Annotated in this window: 12 protein-coding genes and 1 tRNA gene; 8 read left to right on the top strand and 5 right to left on the bottom strand. The window is 72.3% G+C overall.

Features of this window, described 5'->3' with window-relative positions:
- Positions 1 to 13: 13 nt before the first annotated feature.
- The 3 genes from ACIPYS_RS23375 to ACIPYS_RS23365 all read right to left on the bottom strand — a co-directional run bounded on the left by ACIPYS_RS23375 (position 14) and on the right by ACIPYS_RS23365 (position 3,494).
- Positions 14 to 1,216 (bottom strand): IS701 family transposase, encoded by a 1,203-nt coding sequence (locus tag ACIPYS_RS23375; RefSeq protein WP_400749006.1) that lies wholly within the window; start codon positions 1,214 to 1,216, stop codon positions 14 to 16.
- 188 nt (positions 1,217 to 1,404) lie between these two features.
- Positions 1,405 to 2,253 (bottom strand): NAD(P)H-binding protein, encoded by an 849-nt coding sequence (locus ACIPYS_RS23370; RefSeq protein ID WP_093861343.1) that lies wholly within the window; start codon positions 2,251 to 2,253, stop codon positions 1,405 to 1,407.
- 50 nt (positions 2,254 to 2,303) lie between these two features.
- Complete coding sequence (locus ACIPYS_RS23365; protein WP_093861342.1) at positions 2,304 to 3,494, bottom strand: acyltransferase; 1,191 nt, start codon at positions 3,492 to 3,494, stop codon at positions 2,304 to 2,306.
- Positions 3,495 to 3,724: 230 nt separating this feature from the next.
- Here ACIPYS_RS23365 and ACIPYS_RS23360 point away from each other — a divergent pair, with 230 nt between their 5' ends.
- The 6 genes from ACIPYS_RS23360 to ACIPYS_RS23335 all read left to right on the top strand — a co-directional run bounded on the left by ACIPYS_RS23360 (position 3,725) and on the right by ACIPYS_RS23335 (position 12,537).
- Positions 3,725 to 4,708 carry an NADPH:quinone reductase gene (locus ACIPYS_RS23360; RefSeq protein ID WP_400749001.1) on the top strand — a complete coding sequence of 328 codons (984 nt, stop codon included), beginning with the start codon at positions 3,725 to 3,727 and terminating at the stop codon, positions 4,706 to 4,708.
- A 64-nt stretch (positions 4,709 to 4,772) separates the two neighbouring features.
- Positions 4,773 to 6,236: an MFS transporter gene (locus tag ACIPYS_RS23355; RefSeq protein ID WP_093861340.1), complete on the top strand. Its 1,464-nt coding sequence runs from the start codon at positions 4,773 to 4,775 to the stop codon at positions 6,234 to 6,236.
- 48 nt (positions 6,237 to 6,284) lie between these two features.
- Positions 6,285 to 7,070, top strand: a complete 786-nt coding sequence (locus tag ACIPYS_RS23350) for an alpha/beta fold hydrolase (protein ID WP_093861339.1) — start codon at positions 6,285 to 6,287, stop codon at positions 7,068 to 7,070.
- Positions 7,071 to 7,536: 466 nt separating this feature from the next.
- A complete protein-coding gene (locus ACIPYS_RS23345; protein WP_400748996.1) occupies positions 7,537 to 8,106 on the top strand; it encodes a hypothetical protein in 570 nt (189 codons plus the stop codon).
- A 212-nt stretch (positions 8,107 to 8,318) separates the two neighbouring features.
- Positions 8,319 to 12,317 (top strand): ATP-dependent RNA helicase HrpA, encoded by a 3,999-nt coding sequence (hrpA, locus tag ACIPYS_RS23340; protein WP_400748993.1) that lies wholly within the window; start codon positions 8,319 to 8,321, stop codon positions 12,315 to 12,317.
- A gap of 146 nt (positions 12,318 to 12,463) precedes the next feature.
- Positions 12,464 to 12,537 (top strand) — tRNA-Asp (locus tag ACIPYS_RS23335).
- Positions 12,538 to 12,945: 408 nt separating this feature from the next.
- On the opposite strand, the gene bldC is transcribed toward ACIPYS_RS23335, so the two are convergent.
- Positions 12,946 to 13,152, bottom strand: coding sequence for a developmental transcriptional regulator BldC (bldC, locus tag ACIPYS_RS23330; RefSeq protein ID WP_014137253.1), 207 nt, complete (start codon positions 13,150 to 13,152; stop codon positions 12,946 to 12,948).
- 584 nt (positions 13,153 to 13,736) lie between these two features.
- Positions 13,737 to 14,648, bottom strand: coding sequence for a hypothetical protein (locus ACIPYS_RS23325; protein WP_093861336.1), 912 nt, complete (start codon positions 14,646 to 14,648; stop codon positions 13,737 to 13,739).
- Positions 14,649 to 14,926: 278 nt separating this feature from the next.
- Here ACIPYS_RS23325 and ACIPYS_RS23320 point away from each other — a divergent pair, with 278 nt between their 5' ends.
- Both ACIPYS_RS23320 and ACIPYS_RS23315 read left to right on the top strand, forming a co-directional pair.
- Complete coding sequence (locus ACIPYS_RS23320) at positions 14,927 to 16,042, top strand: Glu/Leu/Phe/Val dehydrogenase dimerization domain-containing protein (protein ID WP_231978804.1); 1,116 nt, start codon at positions 14,927 to 14,929, stop codon at positions 16,040 to 16,042.
- A gap of 373 nt (positions 16,043 to 16,415) precedes the next feature.
- Positions 16,416 to 16,676: a DUF3073 domain-containing protein gene (locus ACIPYS_RS23315; RefSeq protein WP_030392262.1), complete on the top strand. Its 261-nt coding sequence runs from the start codon at positions 16,416 to 16,418 to the stop codon at positions 16,674 to 16,676.
- The last annotated feature ends 173 nt before the right edge of the window (positions 16,677 to 16,849 follow it).

Genomic DNA, 16,849 nt, shown 5'->3' with positions numbered 1-16,849 from the left:
CGACCCCGCCACCTCAGTACAGCCGGTCGTCGCCGCGGGCCAGCACCGCGACCGCGTGCGCCGCCGAGGCCAGGGTGATGTGCCGGTGCCAGCCGCCGAACGAGCGGCCCGCGAAGTCCCGCACCCCGACCCGGTCGGCGGTCCTGGTGAAGTCCAGGTCCACCCGGTCGGACAGCCGGGCCAGCCGCACCAGCGCGGCCACCGGCAGGTCCACCAGGTCGGTGAGCCACAGCTCGGCCGGCCAGCGCCCGCCGGCCGCGCCCATCCCGAGCAGCAGCAGCTCCCCGCCGCCGCGCCGGCCCCGGCCCTGGCGGGCGGCCCCCGGCCCGGCCGGACGCACCCGGACGGCCGCGACCAGCCCGCCGCGCAGCTCGCCGGACGGGTCGGACCAGACCACCGGCCGGCGCAGCTCCCGGGCCGCGGTGAGCAGTTGGCAGGCGGGCCCCGGACCGGCCGGGTGGCCGGGCAGCGGCGCGACCGGCCGCAGCGGGAACGAGCCGGAGATCCGGGCCAGCATCGGCAGCCGCTCGCCCCGCATCCGGCGCACCAGCCGCAGCCCGTCGGCGTCCCTGGCGTCCGCGACCACCGGGCGCACCGGCAGCCCCCAGCGGGCCGGCAGGCCGAGCACGGCCTCCAGGGCGCAGTCGCCGAGGCTCTCCGCGTCGACCTCGTCGGGTATCAGCGCCTGGCTGCGCCGCGGCGCGTCCTCCAGCCAGGTCCGCGGCAGGTGCAGGCGCCAGTTGACCGGGCCGCTGAAGCTCTCCGAGGCGGCCCAGACACCCACCGCCTGCTGGGCGTTGAGCACCTGGCCGAGGGCCGGGATGAAGCGGCGGTCCACTCCCACCGAGTGGTCGCCGGCCTTGGGGACGACCATCGGCCGCAGCACGTAGGCCTGCGGCGGGGCGATCCGGGCGAGGTGCTGGGCCAGCGCCTGGCGGACCGGGCCCCAGTCCCAGGTGGAGCTGGTGATGAAGTGGTGCAGGCTCTGCTCGGCGGCCGGGCCGCCGACCACCGTGGCGATGTTGCGGATCGACTTGCGTCCGTGGGCGCCCAGCAGCCCGCGCAGGTACTGGGCGCCCTTGCGCCGCTGGTCGCTGCGCGGCAGCGAGGCGAACAGCACGCCGCACAGCTCCTTGAGCAGCACCTCGTGCGAGGCGTCGAGCAACTGCGCGTCCTCCGGCGGAGCCTGGGGGTCCGTCGGCAGGGTTCGGGTCATGGCCGGGCCGCTCATCGGTCCCCCTCGAATGGCGGATGACTGCGCCGTGCTCACGCTAGGGTGCGCGCCCCGCTCCGCTAAGGTGCGCGGCCCACCCGTCCGGCGCGGACGGTGGTGGCCCGGCCACCGGAGTCCCGCCCGCCGTGGCGGCGGTTCCGGATTCCGGTGTGCCGGGCCAGGGTGGCCGGTCAGGCGGTGAAGTCGGCCACGTGGTCGCGGGCCCACTCGGCGAAGGTCCGGGCGGGGCGGCCGGTGAGCTGCTCCACCGTGTCGGACACCTCGGTCGGGACGCCGTCGGAACCCGCCCAGTAGCCGACCACCGCGTCCATCACCCAGATCGGGACGATCGGGGCCAGGGCCTCGCGCGCCTCGGCGTCGGTCAGCTCCTCGAACTCCAGCGGCCGCCCGAGCGCCTCGGCCAGGTCGGCGAGCTGCTCGCGCTGGGTGATCGACCGGGGGCCGCTGATGAAGTACGCCCGGTTCTCGTGGCCCTCGCCGGTGAGCGCCGCCACCGCGACCGCGGCGATGTCCTTCTCGTGGATCGCGTCGCTGTGCGACTCGGGGTACGGGAAGCGGATCCGCCCCTCGGCCCGGATCGACTCCGGCCAGCCCCACATCAGGATGTTGGTGGCGAAGTTGTGCGGCCGCAGGAAGGTGTACGCGATCCCGGAGGCGAGGACGGCGTCCTCGACCGCGCGGTGCATCTCCACGATCGGCTTCTGTACCGGGAAGGCGTCCACCACGGTCTGCGAGGAGAGCACCACGACGTGCCGCACGCCGGCCTCCCGCGCCGCGGCGAGGAAGCCGGCCGTGCCCTGCGGCACCGCGTAGAGGAACACCTTGTCGACCCCGGCCAGGGCCGGGCCGTAGGTGTCCGGGTCGGTGAGGTCGAGCGCCGCGGTGTCGACCGGGGCGGGCGGTGCCAGCTTCTCCGGGGTCCGGGCGCCGGCCCGGACGTCCGCGCCGGCCGCCAGCAGCTGCGCCAGCACCTCGGCGCCGACCTGGCCGGTCGCCCCGGTGACGAGGATCTTGCCCATGGGTACGGCTCCAATTCGGGATGTCAGGGGTCGGGTGGTGGGAGGTGGGGTCAGGAGGTGGGAGCGGGGCCGGCCGGCTTGCGGCGCGGTGAGGAGAACCGCTTGGTGATCGGCGCCTCGACCAGCCGGTACAGGACCCAGGAGAGCAGCACGGTGACCCCGATCGCGAGCAGCAGCAGGCCGATGCCCTCGGGGGTCGAGTACAGCTTGGTGCCGAGCAGGTCGCGCATCTCGGTCAGCACGACGAAGTGCAGCAGGTAGAAGGCGAAGGAGATCTCCCCGAGCCAGGTCATCGCCCGGTTGCGGAAGGGCGTGAACCGGCCGTCCCGGTCGGCGATCGCGGCGGACGCGACCAGCAGCGCGATCGGCACCACGGTGGTCACCCGCTGGGCGTACAGGTAGGGCACCCAGCGGGTGGCGGCGTAACCGGCCACCAGGAGCACGCCGGACCACACCATGCCGATGTCGCGCCAGCGGCCGGAGCGCACCGCGAGGGCGACCAGGATGCCGAGGGCGAAGTCCAGCAGCCGCACCGGCGGGAGCACGTAGGAGAACCAGTACTGCACCACCGAGGACTCGTAGCCGCCGGGGACGCCCGGGGTGTCGGGCAGCACCAGGTAGGCCAGCGCCGGGGTGGCGACGATGGCGGCGACCGTGCCGCCGATCCAGTAGAGGAGCCGCTCCGGGCGGATCGTCCGCAGGAAGCGGTGCAGCAGCGGGAAGGAGAGGTAGAAGACCAGCTCGGCGCCGAGCGACCAGCTGGGCGGGTCGACGCTGAAGTAGGTGTTGAAGTCGGGTATCCAGACCTGGAGCATCAGCAGGTTGAGGACCGCCGTGCGCACCGGGGTGTAGGAGCCGGCGAAGAAGATCATGGCCAGCGCCCAGGCGACCACGTAGTTCGGGACGATCTTGACCAGCCGGCGCCGCCAGAACCCGGTGGCGGTGTCGCCCGGGCGGGCCGACCAGGTGAGCACGAAGCCGCTGAGCACGAAGAAGAACGCCACCCCGAGCCCGCCGGCCTGGTCGGCGAGGTCGACGAAGCGGAACTCGGTGCTGTCGTCGGCGAAGAACCGCAGGGTCGGGATCGGCAGGGCGGCGTGGTACGCGAAGACCGCAAGGGCGGCGGGGAAGCGCAGGCCGGTCAGGGACGGCAGACGACTGGCGGAGGGCTGCGTCGTCCGCGCTCCGCTCCCGCCGGCGGGTCTCGGTCCCGGCTGGGCGAGGAGTCGGTCGGTGGCCATGGTTCCGTCCTTGGGTGTCGAGCGGTGGGTCGGACCAGTAGCAGGCCGTCCCGACCCGGAGGCCAAGTAAACTACTCCGTGCAGATGAGAGATTGCACCGATCGGTGTAGCATCTATGTCAGGTCGGGGGACACCCCGTCCCCGCCCGGCTTTCCGCCCGAGACCAGGGAGTTGACGAACGATGCCGCGATCCGCCGCCGCCCGTCCGCGCCTCCCGCAGGATCGGCCCCATGCGTGCAGCGTTCATCCCGAGGCTCGGACCGGCGTCGGACATCCGCTACGGCGAGGTGCCCGAGCCGGTCCCCGGGCCCACCGATGTCCTGGTCGACGTGGCCGCCGTCTCGGTCAATCCGGTCGACACCTTCGTCCGCTCGGGGCTCTTCCCGACCCCCCTGCCCTTCCCGTTCGTGATCGGCCGGGACCTCGTGGGCACCGTGGCCCGGGTCGGCCCCGGCGCCCCCCGCTTCGCCCCCGGTGACCGCGTCTGGACCAACAGCCTCGGCCACGACGGCCGGCAGGGCGCGGCCGCCGAACGGGCCGCCGTCCCGGCCGACCGGCTCTACCACCTGCCCCCGGGCGTGGACCCGACGACGGCCGTCGCCGTGGTCCACCCGGCCGCCACCGCCCACCTCGCCCTGTTCACCCACGGCGGGCTGCGCACCGGCGAGACCGTGCTGGTCGCGGGCGGCGGCGGCAACGTCGGCGGCGCCCTGATCGTGCTCGCCGCCGAGGCCGGCGCCCGGGTGGTCACCACCGCGCGCCCCGACGACGCGGAACACTGCCGGGCCCTCGGCGCCACCGAGGTCCTCGACTACCGCTCCCCCGACCTGCCCGACCTGGTCCGCGCCGCCTGCCCCGGCGGCATCGACCTCCACCTCGACACCTCCGGCACCAACGACCTCACCACCGCCGTCGACCTGCTCGCCCCGCGCGGCCGGATCGTGCTGCTCGCCGGCGCCCGCTCCCGCCCCGAACTGCCCGCCGGACAGCTCTACATGAAGGACGGCTCGATCCGCGGGTTCGTCATCTCGCACGCCTCCGGCGCCGAACTCGCGGACGCCGCCGCCACCGTCAACCGGCTGCTCGCGGCCGGCCGGCTGCGGCCCCGGGCCCTGGAGATCCGGCCGCTGAGCGCCGCCGCCGAGACCCACCAGCGGCTGGAGAAGGGCGAACTCAACGGCCGCCGGGTGGTCCTGACGACACCCGGCCCGTAACCACCGAACGCCGCACCGCCCCCTCGTCCCCCGTCCGCTCCCCGACGCCCCCGAAAGGCTCCCCATGTCCCCGTCCGCCGGTGCCGAGCAGCAGGCCGCCGGGCCACGCCGTTCGGGCCTCCTGCTGGCCCTGCTGGCGTTCGCCCAGTTGATCGTCTCGATCGACTACAACATCGTCTACGTGGCGCTCCCGGAGATCGGCAGCGGCCTCGACTTCTCCGCCCAGAACCTCCAGTGGGTGGTCAGCGCCTACGCCGTCGCCTTCGGCGGCTTCCTGCTCTTCGGCGGCCGCGCCTCCGACCTGTTCGGCCGCCGCCGGATGTTCGTCCTCGGCCTGCTGCTGTACGCCGGCTCCTCGCTGCTCGGCGGCCTGGCCAACACACCCGGCCTGCTGATCGCGGCCCGCGCCCTCCAGGGCCTCGGCGGCGCCTTCCTGTTCCCCGCCACCCTCGCCCTGGTGGTGCTCAGCTTCACCGAGGGCCGCGAACGCAACCGGGCGCTCTCGGTCTGGGCCGCCGCCGGCGCCAGCGGCATGATCATCGGCTCGCTGGCCGGCGGGGTGCTCACCCAGGCCTTCGGCTGGGAAGCGGTGTTCTACGTCAACGTGCCGCTCGCGGGCGGGGCCGCCCTGCTCGCCCCCCGGCTGATCGGCGCCGACGGACCGCGCGACGGATCCCGCTCGTTCGACCTGCCGGGCGCGCTGACCGCCACCGCCGGGGCCACCCTGGTGGTCTTCACCCTCGTCCAGGGCCCGGCCTCCGGCTGGACCTCGCCGACCGTGCTCACCACCGCCGTGCTCGGCCTCGGCCTGCTCGCCGCCTTCGTCGCGATCGAGTCCCGCACCGCCGACCCGCTGATGCCGCTGCGGCTGTTCCGCAACCGCAACCTGTCCACCGGCGTGCTGACCACCTTCCTGTTCATGGCCAGCTTCGGCACCCTGCTGTACTTCCTGACCGTCTACTTCCAGACCGTGCACGAGTACAGCGCCCTGCGCACCGGCGTCGCCTTCCTGATCCCGATGGTCTGCGGCTTCGTCGGCTCCATGCTGGGCGGCCGGCTCGCCACCCGGTTCGGCGCCCGGAACACCCTGATCGCCTCCTACCTGCTCGGCGCGCTCGGCACCGCCGCGACCGCGCTGACCATGGCGCCGGACGGCAGCTACGTCGCGCTGCTGCCCGGCCTGGTCGTCCTGAGCCTGTGCCAGGGCGTCATCTTCACCACGATGTTCTCCGCCTCCGCGACCGGCGTGCACCCCTACGAACAGGGCATCGCCTCCGGCATCGTCTCCACCGGCCAGCAGGTCGGCAGCGCGGTCGGCCTCGGCATCCTGGTGGCGATCGCCAACGCCGGCACCGACGGCCTCACCGGCGAGGCCCTCCGCTCCGCCACCACCGACGGGCTGCGCACCGCCGTCCTGGTCGCCACCGGTGGCATCGTCGCACTCGTCCTGGTCGCGCTCGGCTTCGAGCGCGCCCCCCGCCGGGCCGGGGCCACCGCCGAGAACGCCTCCGCCAAGAGCCTCGTCTGACCCCCGCGCCTCCCCCCACCCGTCCCGACTCCCGAGGAGAACTCCGTCATGCCCTTCGCCGCCAGCCCCAGCGCCCGCGTCTCCTACACCGTGGAGGGCTCCGGCCACCCGCCCCTGGTCTTCGTGCACGGCACCGGCTTCGGCGCCGGGGGCACCTTCGGCCACCTCACCGGTGACTTCACCGACACCCGGACCGTCCTGCTGCCGGACTTCGCCGGCTGCGGCGACACCGAGGACGACGGCCGCGAGCTGACCCCCGAACTGCTGGCCGAGCAGATCGCCGCCGTGATCGAGGCGGCCGGCGACGGCCCGGCCGACGTGGTCGGCTTCTCGCTCGGCTCGGTGGTCGCCGCGACCCTCGCGGCGCTCCGCCCGGAGCTGGTGCGCAGCCTGGTGCTCACCGCCGGCTGGAGCCGCCCGGACGACGCCTACCTGCGCAACCACATGACCACCTGGCGCGCCATCAGCGGCGACGCCGAGGCGTTCGGCCGGTTCGGCACCCTGACCGCGTTCAGCCGCGACCACCTGAACTCGCTGGAGCCCGACGCGCTCGAGGGCATCATCAAGGGCAACGAGCCCACCGAGGGCGCGCTGCGCCACATCGACCTCAACCTGAGCGCCGACATCCGCCCGCTGCTGCCCCGGATCACCGCCCGCACCCTGGTGATCGGCTGCACCCAGGACGCCACCGTGCCGGTCGGGCTCTCCCGCGAGCTGGCCGACGCCATCGCCGGCAGCACCTACGCGGAGATCGACAGCGGCCATGTGGTCGTCTACGAGCAGGGTGCCGAGTGGTCCCGACTGGTCCGCGAGTTCGTCCTCCAGGAGGGCTAGGGCCCGCGCCCGGTCCCACCCCTCCCACCGCTCGCACCGCTCGCACCGCTCGCACCGCGAGCACCGCTCCACTCCTCCCTCGGACCACGCCCACCGCTCCCTCGGACCACGCCTGGTGGGCGGCGTGGTCCGAGGGAGCGCCCGTACGGTGACTTTGCAAAGTCCACTCTTTGCAAAGTCCTGTGGCCGGCCGCCCGAGGGCGGCCGGGCACGGGGTCATGCCTGGTGAGCGGCATGCCCCGGGAAGTGGACCCCGAGGTGACTTTGCAAAGTGCTCACTTTGCAAAGACACCCCACAACGCTCCGCCGGGGCACGCCGAGCAGGTGGCGTGCCCCGGCGGAGGGTCCCTCGGCGTGGCTTTGCAAAGTCCGGCTCGACTTTGCAAAGCCGGCCCGGGACCACCCTCGGACCCCCGCCCCACCCCGAGCGCCGACCGCCCACCACGCCCGGCGTAGGGTGCCCGCCGTGGACGAACTGATCTTCCGGGGGCGGGACCGCTACCGCCCGTCCTGGTCGCACCTGGCGGTCCTGCTCGTCGTACTGGCCGCCCAGGGCTTCGCCGCCGTGTACCGGATCGGCCTGGTGGGCTTCCTCTGGCTCGCCGGTGGCACGCTCCTGCTCTCCGGCCTGGGCCTGTGGACCACGGTCCGCAGCTGGAGCCGGGTCGGCCCCGAGGGCATCACCATCTGCTGGGGCTTCGGGCGCGGCCGCGCCTACGCCTGGGACCGGATCCACTGGATCGACGTCCGCACGGTCGAGGCCCAGGGCGACAGCACTTCGCAGGTGCGGATGTTCCTGACCGGCGGACGGCGCCGGACGCTGCCCGGACTGCTGCGCAGCGACCTGTACCCGTCGCCGGACTTCGACGAGCAGTACCACCGGATCCGCAACTGGTGGGAGCTGAGCACCGAGGCCTCGGCCCGGGTCGAGCCGGGCCGGCGGTTCCGGGACCGGCTCACGGCCACCGCGGCCGGTCTCGTCATCGGGCTGCTGCTCTGCGCCGGGGCCGCCGCGTTCTTCCTCTGGAAGGGGTAGCCCCGCCCCTCCCCGCCCCCTCCCCACGCCTTGCCGCCCGTTCCCTCCCACTCCACGCCCGCTCACCTCCCTCTCCCCCGCCACCGCCCCGATCCGGACGGTTCCCACGGCGTGCCGGACCGCCGTTGGCAGCGGACGGGCGTCCCCTGTGACACTGGAGGCGCTCGAAAACCGAGGTGCGCTCCGGTGCCCCTCCTTGCGAACCTAGAGGGATGCCCGCCGTGAGTTCTCCCGCAGTCCAGTCCGCCGCCGAGTCCGCCCGGAGCGAGGCGCCCGGCATCGGCGAGCTGGCCGCGCGCCTGCCCGAGCTGACCCTGCGCGACCAGGTCCGGATCGGCCGTCGGCTGGACGGCGCCCGCCGGGTCCGCAAGGACGAGGCCCGCGCGCAGATCGCCGCCGAGATCGCCGCCGACATCGACAAGGCCGAGCTGCTGGTCGAACGGCGGCGGAACGCGGTGCCGGAGATCCGGTACCCCGCCGAGCTCCCGGTCAGCCAGAAGAAGGACGAGATCCTCGCCGCCGTCCGCGACCACCAGGTGGTGATCGTGGCCGGTGAGACCGGCTCCGGCAAGACCACCCAGATCCCCAAGATCTGCCTGGAGCTGGGCCGCGGCGTACGCGGTCTGATCGGCCACACCCAGCCCCGCCGGATCGCCGCCCGCACGGTGGCCGAGCGGGTCGCCGAGGAGCTGGACAGCCCGCTCGGCGAGGCGGTCGGCTGGAAGGTCAGGTTCACCGACCAGGTCGGCCCGGACACCCTGGTCAAGCTGATGACCGACGGCATCCTGCTCGCGGAGGTCCAGACCGACCGCGAGCTGCGCCAGTACGACACCCTGATCATCGACGAGGCGCACGAGCGCAGCCTCAACATCGACTTCCTGCTCGGCTACCTCAAGCAGCTGCTGCCCCGCCGCCCCGACCTCAAGGTGATCATCACCTCGGCGACCATCGACCCCGAGCGGTTCGCCCGGCACTTCGGGGACGCCCCGATCGTCGAGGTCTCCGGCCGCACCTACCCGGTGGAGGTCCGTTACCGCCCGATCGTGGACGAGGACGAGGACGGCGACACCGACGAGGTCGACCGCGACCGCGACCAGATCCAGGCGATCTGCGACGCCGCCGAGGAGCTCCAGGCCGAGGGGCCGGGGGACATCCTGGTCTTCCTCTCCGGCGAGCGCGAGATCCGGGACACCGCGGACGCGCTCGACAAGCTCCGGCTGAAGCACACCGAGGTCCTGCCGCTGTACGCCCGGCTGAGCTCGGCCGAGCAGCACAAGGTGTTCCAGCGCTCCTCCTCCCGCCGGATCGTGCTGGCCACCAACGTCGCCGAGACCAGCCTCACCGTCCCCGGCATCAAGTACGTGATCGACCCGGGCAGCGCCCGGATCTCCCGCTACAGCCACCGCACCAAGGTCCAGCGGCTGCCGATCGAGGCGATCAGCCAGGCCAGCGCCAACCAGCGCAAGGGCCGCTGCGGCCGCACCTCGGACGGCATCTGCATCCGGCTCTACTCGGAGGAGGACTTCCTCTCCCGCCCCGAGTTCACGGACGCCGAGATCCTGCGCACCAACCTGGCCTCGGTCATCCTCCAGATGACCGCCGCCGGCCTCGGCGACATCGCCGCCTTCCCGTTCCTGGACCCGCCGGACTCGCGCAACATCAAGGACGGCATCAGCCTCCTGCACGAGCTGGGCGCGCTCGACCCGGCCGAGAAGGACCTCCGCAAGCGGCTCACCCCGCTCGGCCGCAAACTGGCCCAGCTCCCGGTGGACCCGCGGATGGCCCGGATGGTGCTGGAGGCGGACCGCAACGGCTGTGTCCGGGACGTCATGGTGATCGCCGCCGCGCTCTCCATCCAGGACCCGCGCGAGCGCCCCGCCGAGAAGCGCCAGGCCGCCGACGAGCGGCACCGCCGGTTCAGCTCCGAGAGCTCCGACTTCCTCGCCTTCCTCGCCATGTGGCGCTACGTGCGCGAGCAGCAGCGCGAGCTCTCCTCCTCCGCGTTCCGCCGGATGTGCAAGGCGGAGTTCCTCAACTACCTGCGGATACGGGAGTGGCAGGACATCTACTCCCAGCTGCGCACGGTCGCCAAGCAGCTCGGTGTCACCATCGAGGAGGCCCACGAGGACGCCGAGCCGGACGCGGACCGGATCCACCAGTCCCTGCTGGCCGGCCTGCTCTCGCACATCGGCCTGTTCGACGTGGAGAAGCGGGAGTACGGCGGCGCCCGGGGCGCCCGGTTCGCGGTGTTCCCCGGCTCCGGCCTGTTCAAGAAGCCGCCGCGCTGGGTGATGTCGGCCGAGCTGGTGGAGACCTCCCGGCTGTGGGCCCGGATCAACGCGAAGATCGAACCCGAGTGGGTGGAGCCGCTGGCCGCCCACCTGGTGAAGCGCAACTACAGCGAGCCGCACTGGGAGAAGAAGTCCGGGGCCGTGCTGGCGTTCGAGAAGGTCACCCTCTACGGGGTGCCGATCGTGTCCGCGCGGAAGGTCAACTACGGCCGGATCGACCCGGAGCTCTGCCGCGAGCTGTTCATCCGCAACGCCCTGGTCGAGGGCGACTGGGAGACCCACCACCGGTTCTTCGCGGAGAACCGCAAGCTGCTCGGCGAGGTCGAGGAGCTGGAGAACCGGGCCCGCCGCCGGGACATCATGGTCGACGACCAGACCCTGTTCGAGTTCTACGACGGCCGGCTGCCCGAGGACATCGTCTCCACCCGGCACTTCGACGCCTGGTGGAAGAAGGCCCGGCACGAGCAGCCCGACCTGCTCAACTTCGAGAAGTCGATGCTGATCAACGACGCCGCGGACGGCGTCACCGAGGCCGACTACCCGGACCACTGGGTGCAGGGCAAGCTGCGGTTCGTCCTGACCTACCAGTTCGAGCCGGGCAGCGACGCGGACGGCGTCACCGTCCACATCCCGCTGCCGGTGCTCAACCAGGTCACCTCGGAGGGCTTCGACTGGCAGATCCCGGGCCTGCGCGAGGAGCTGGTGACGGCCTGGATCAAGTCGCTGCCGAAGGCGGTGCGGCGCAACTTCGTCCCCGCCCCGGACTTCGCCCGCGCGGCACTGCGCGAGCTGAGGAACAACCAGGAGCGCCAGGAGCCGCTGCTGCCGGCCCTGGAGCACGTCCTGAAGCGCCTGACGGCGGTCACCGTGCCTCCGGAGGCCTGGGACGAGGAGCGGGTCCCCGAGCACCTCAAGGTGACCTTCCGGGTGGTGGACGGGCGCAAGAAGCTCGCCGAGTCCAAGGACCTGGAGGAGCTGCGGCTGCGGCTGAAGCCCAAGCTGAAGGAGACGCTCTCCTCGGCGGCCTCGGGCCGGGGCATCGAGCAGTCCGGGCTGACCGCCTGGCCGGCCGGGCTGCCGGTGCTCCAGCGGACCTTCGAGCAGCGTTCCCGGGGCCACTCGCTGCGCGCCTACCCGGCGCTGGTGGACGAGGGCGAGTCGGTCGGCGTGAAGCTGTTCGACACCCCGGAGGCGCAGCAGGGCGCGATGTGGGAGGGCACCCGGCGGCTGCTGATGCTGTCGACCACCTCGCCCGCCAAGTCGATCCAGGGCCGGCTGGGCAACCAGGCCAAGCTGGCGCTGTCGTACAACCCGCACGGCTCGGTCCCGGCGCTGTTCGAGGACGTGGTGGCCTGTGCGGCGGACCGGCTGATGGCCCGGGCCGGTGGTCCGGCGTGGGACGAGGCGGCGTTCGCGGCGCTGCGGGACAAGGTACGGGCGGACCTGTACGACCTGTCGGCGGACACCACGCTGAAGACGGCGACGGCGCTGATCGCCTTCCACAGGGCGACGACCCGGCTGAAGTCGGTGAGCAGTCCGGTGCTGCTGAACGCGGTGAACGACATCCGGCTGCATCTGGCCTCGCTGGTGCACCCGGGCTTCGTGACGGCGACCGGCTGGCAGCGGCTGCCGGACCTCAAGCGCTATCTGCTGGCGGTGGACCGCCGGCTGGAGGCGCTGCCCAACCATCCGCAGCGGGACGCCCAGCAGCTGCTGAAGGTGCAGCAGGTCCAGCAGGCCTACGGGGAGCTGCTGGCGGCGGTGCCGGCCGGGCGGCAGCCCTCGGCGGAGGTGCTGGCGATCCGCTGGATGATCGAGGAGCTGCGGGTGAGCTTCTTCGCCCAGTCGCTGGGCACCCCGTCGCCGGTGTCCGAGAAGCGGATCCTGAAGGCCATGGAGGCGGCCAGGGCCGCGCTCTGACCCCTCGGCCTCCCTCCGGCCCGCCTGAGCTGCGGACGGGCCGGAGGGGGCGGTCGGGAGCCGGTTCGACCTGGGGGCCCCGCATGGGCTACAGTCTGTCTTGTTCGCAGCGCGGCAAGCGGAGCGAACGGGTCAGGAAACACTCTGGTCCTGTGGAGCAGTTGGTTAGCTCGCCACCCTGTCAAGGTGGAGGTCGCGGGTTCAAGTCCCGTCAGGATCGCCGTAGCCGAGAGGCCCGGAACCGTTTGGTTCCGGGCCTCTCGCGTTTCACCGGCCACTCCTCTATCCCGGAGTGGGCACGGACCACAAGTGAACGCCCGCGTGACGGTCGTCACGTACCCCTTCCGGGAACCGACCGTTCGGACACCCTTCCCCGAAGCCTCTAATTTAATATGTAAAATTGTACTGCTATTCACAGTAAATCCCCCCCACCTTCCCATCATCGAATCGTTATCCGGAGTTCAACATTCCGGTGGATCGCGCGAGTACGACAGCCGCTCCCGCGATCGGTGCGGCCGGTACGACAGGACTGTAGAAGAAGTGCGTGGGGACAGAAAAAGGGGCTGCTTACCGGACCCGGCGGAGTCCGGTAAGCAGCCCCTTTCGAAGAGCCTTGAGCGAGGCTCTGTCAGGCCTCGGTTCGCTGGGCCGGAATACCGGCCAGCAGGGCGCGCACCTCCGCCTCACGGTATCGGCGGTGCCCGCCCAGCGTGCGGATGGACGTGAGCTTGCCGGCCTTGGCCCAGCGCGTCACGGTCTTGGGATCCACACGGAACATGGTGGCGACCTCTGCCGGCGTCAGCAGAGGTTCGGCATCGGGGGTACGAGCGGTCATGAGCGGCCTCCTCGGGAGAACCGAACCAGGGCGGTTCTATCCTTCAAATTCTGCACCTTGGCCCGCGATGCCCGAAATGGCATAGACGGGCCGAGTCGGTTATAGGACGAACGGCTTGTCCTGGTGTCTACAACTACACCATCCGTCCAGCCCTATCGACCAAACCGCCAAAATTGACCCCTCACGGGTTCAAGGCCGACGGATGGCGATGGACCACCCCATAACGGGCAGTCACCTTATAGTGACATTCGGTTACGAGCGGACCAGACCCGCCGTTTTCCCGCAAAGCGCGCATCGACTCCAGAACCACCCAAAAGTGGGCACGCTCACGTGAAGTTGGGCTGGTTGTCCCATTTTTGCACATAGGGGTAAGTTCGCGTCAACGGTGAGTAGTGTCACGTTCGGTAGGTATTGACCCGAACCAGGACCTTGGTCATGCGGCTCGGGCCGTAGGACTCTTACAGTCTTACAAGTACCACCGACGCCCCCACCGGCCAGCGATGACGCCGCCTCGGCCCGTCCTCCCACCGTCCCCGGACCGGCCCTCCCGCCGCCCCGTCCGGCCCTCCCACCGGCCCTGCCGCTCAGTTGGCGTGGCGCAGTGCCAGCACCCGCCGCCAGCGCGCGGTCAGCACCTCGTACGCGCGCAGCGCCTCCGTCGCGTCCCCCGCCCGCAGCGCCCGCAGCCCGTCCTCGAGCTCGCCCGCCGAACGGTCCGCCAACAGCCGCTCCGGCCCCAGCAGATGCACCAGCCCCCCGTAGTCCAGTTCCACCAGCGACCGCGGATGGAACTCCTCCAGCCACCGCCCGACCTGCTCCGCCCCCCGCACCAGCTCCCCTTCCGGCACCGCCTCGCGCAGCGCCCGGTACGCCCGGGCCACCCGGCGGCGCGCCTGCGCCATGGGCGTCAGATAGAACAGTGACGCCCCGTCCCCCCGTTCCCCTCCCTCCCCCTTCTCCCCCCTCTCTGCGGGAACGAAGCATCGATCCTCGTCCCCGAACGGGAGGAACCAGCGGACCGGCACCTCCCAGCGGCTGGTGAGGATCCACGGCCGGGCGTCCGGGTGGTCGGCCCGCCAGCGCTCCCGGTCCGCCTCCGCCACCTCCCGGGTGGCCGGCGGCAGGGCGGTGTCCAGCAGCGCCACCGGAGCCCCCGCCCGCAGCTCCTCCAGGGCCTGCCAGGTGCGGAGCCTGGTCGCCCAGGGGCAGACGTACAGCACCCCGTCCACCAGCCGGACGAAGGCCCGCTCGGCCTCCCGGTCCGGCAGCGCCCGCGGGGTCCGGCCGATCAGCTCGGCGAGGGCCGAGCGCTGCTCGGCGAGGGCCGCCGCGGCCACCGAGCGGCCCGCCTCGGGCGCGTCGGGACCGTGCTCCGCCGCGTAGGCCTGCCAGCGCGCCCGCTCGGGCTCCGGGTAGGCGGCCAGCGGCTCGTAGACCCGCAGGTGCGCGGCGTAGGGCGGCAGCACGGAGGTACGGACGACGGTCACGTCCTGCATCGTCCCACGCACCCCCCGCCGACCGGGAGCGGTCGGTCGGACCGGTCCTGCGGCGGCCCGTTCGCGGACGCACCCGAGGTGCGCGAACAGCCTGATGACGGCCCTGCCGTCCCAGTATTCGGACAGTCGTACCGAGCTTCGCCAAGGGGGCGGACCGGCGGGGCCCGCGCGACTACGCTTCGCCTTAGGCGCCCGCACCACCGCAGCGGGCCTCGAATACTGGAGTCACCACAGTGACCGACGTACAGACCGCCGCCACCACGCACTCCGCACCCGGCGTGCTCGGCAGGATCTTCGGCAACTCCCAGGACGGCGCCACCGGCGACGGCCACGAGCAGGTCGTGTTCTGCCACGACCGCTCCTCCGGACTGAAGGCGATCATCGCCGTCCACTCCACCGCCCTCGGCCCGGCCCTCGGCGGCACCCGGTTCTTCCCGTACGCCTCCGAGGAGGCGGCGCTGGAGGACGCGCTCAACCTCTCCCGCGGCATGTCCTACAAGAACGCGCTCGCCGGCCTCGACCTCGGCGGCGGCAAGGCCGTCATCATCGGCGACCCGAACAAGGACAAGAACGAGGCGATGCTCCGCGCCTACGGGCGCTTCGTCGAGTCGCTGCGCGGCCGCTACATCACCGCCTGCGACGTGGGCACCTACGTCCAGGACATGGACGTCGTGGCGCGCGAGACCGAGTTCGTCACCGGTCGCTCGCCCGAGAACGGCGGCGCCGGGGACTCCTCGATCCTGACCGCCTTCGGCGTCTTCCAGGGCATGCGCGCCTCCGCCCAGGCCCGCTGGGGCCAGCCGACCCTGCGCGGCAAGCGCGTGGGCGTCGCCGGCGTCGGCAAGGTCGGCCACTACCTCGTCGGCCACCTGGTCGCGGACGGCGCCGTCGTGGTCGTCACCGACCCCTTCGAGGCCGCCGTCAACCGCGTGCGGGCCGCCCACCCGGAGGTGGAGGTCGTCGCCGACACCGCCGCGCTGCTCCAGGCCAAGCTGGACGTCTACGCCCCCTGCGCGCTCGGGGGCGCCCTGACCGACGACACCGTGGCCGCGCTGGGCGAGTTCGGCACCTCCGTCGTCTGCGGTGCCGCCAACAACCAGCTGGCCCACCCGGGCGTCGAGAAGGACCTCGCCGACCGCGGCCTGCTCTACGCCCCGGACTACCTGGTGAACTCCGGCGGTGTCATCCAGGTCGCCGACGAGATCGACGGCTTCAACTTCGAGCGCGCCAAGAACAAGGCGACGAAGATCTTCGACACCACCCTGGAGATCTTCACCCGGGCCGCCTCCGACGGCGTGCCGCCGGCCGTCGCGGCCGACCGTCTCGCCGAGAAGCGGATGCGCGAGATCAGCGCGCTGCGCTCGGTGCTGCTGCCGACGGCCCGCCGGGGCTGATCCGGACCGGTGCGCGCGGGGGGCGGCCGGGCGCCGTCCCCCGCGCATCACGATGTGGAACCGGATTCTCGATTCTGCCTCCGATCGGGTGATCCGAAGCCCCCCTAGGGGGGATAATCGATCCGGGAACAACGGACCCGAGACACCTCCGGACAGCGTGCAGAAAGCCGCAAAACCTCCCCTGACCTGGGACGACCTGGTCGCGGGTGCGGCCGGTGCGCGCCACGTCACACCGACGACGTACCGTCCAGCGGCAGAAACAGGTACCGTTAATGCTCCAAGGGACGGTCCTCCCCATTCGGGCAGGCCGCTCTTGATCATGAACACGTGTCAGACTCGGGGCCGTGAGCCCCATCGTTGAGGGGGTCGACCCATGGGGCGCGGCCGGGCCAAGGCCAAGCAGACGAAGGTCGCCCGCGAGCTGAAGTACAACAGCGGCGGGTTCGACGCCAATCGTCTCTCCAGCGAGCTGGGCGTATCGCCCTCCACCTCCCCGATCGAGCCGGAGCCGATCGAGGAGGACGAGGAGGACGACGATCCCTACGCGGAGTACGCGGCTCGTTACGCCGATGACGACGAGGACGATGACGCCGAGTCGGGTACCGGGCCCTCCCAGGCCCGCCGTCGCGCGTAGTCTCCCAGTCCGACCCGACCGGCCAGGTGCCCAGCGCACCAGGCCGGTCTTCGGCGTTCCCGCACTCTCGCGGCGGACCGCCGGAAGGCCCCGCACCCGCCTCGGCGGCGGCCCCGCCGGAAGACCCGCCCGAAGCCCCTTCCCGGGACCCTGCGCGAAGGTCCGCGCGAAGA

This window comes from Kitasatospora sp. NPDC089913 (genome assembly GCF_044748625.1).
GTDB lineage: Bacteria > Actinomycetota > Actinomycetes > Streptomycetales > Streptomycetaceae > Kitasatospora.
The sequence above is the reverse complement of the archived record's forward strand: the minus strand, read 5'-3'. Positions and strand labels throughout refer to the sequence as shown.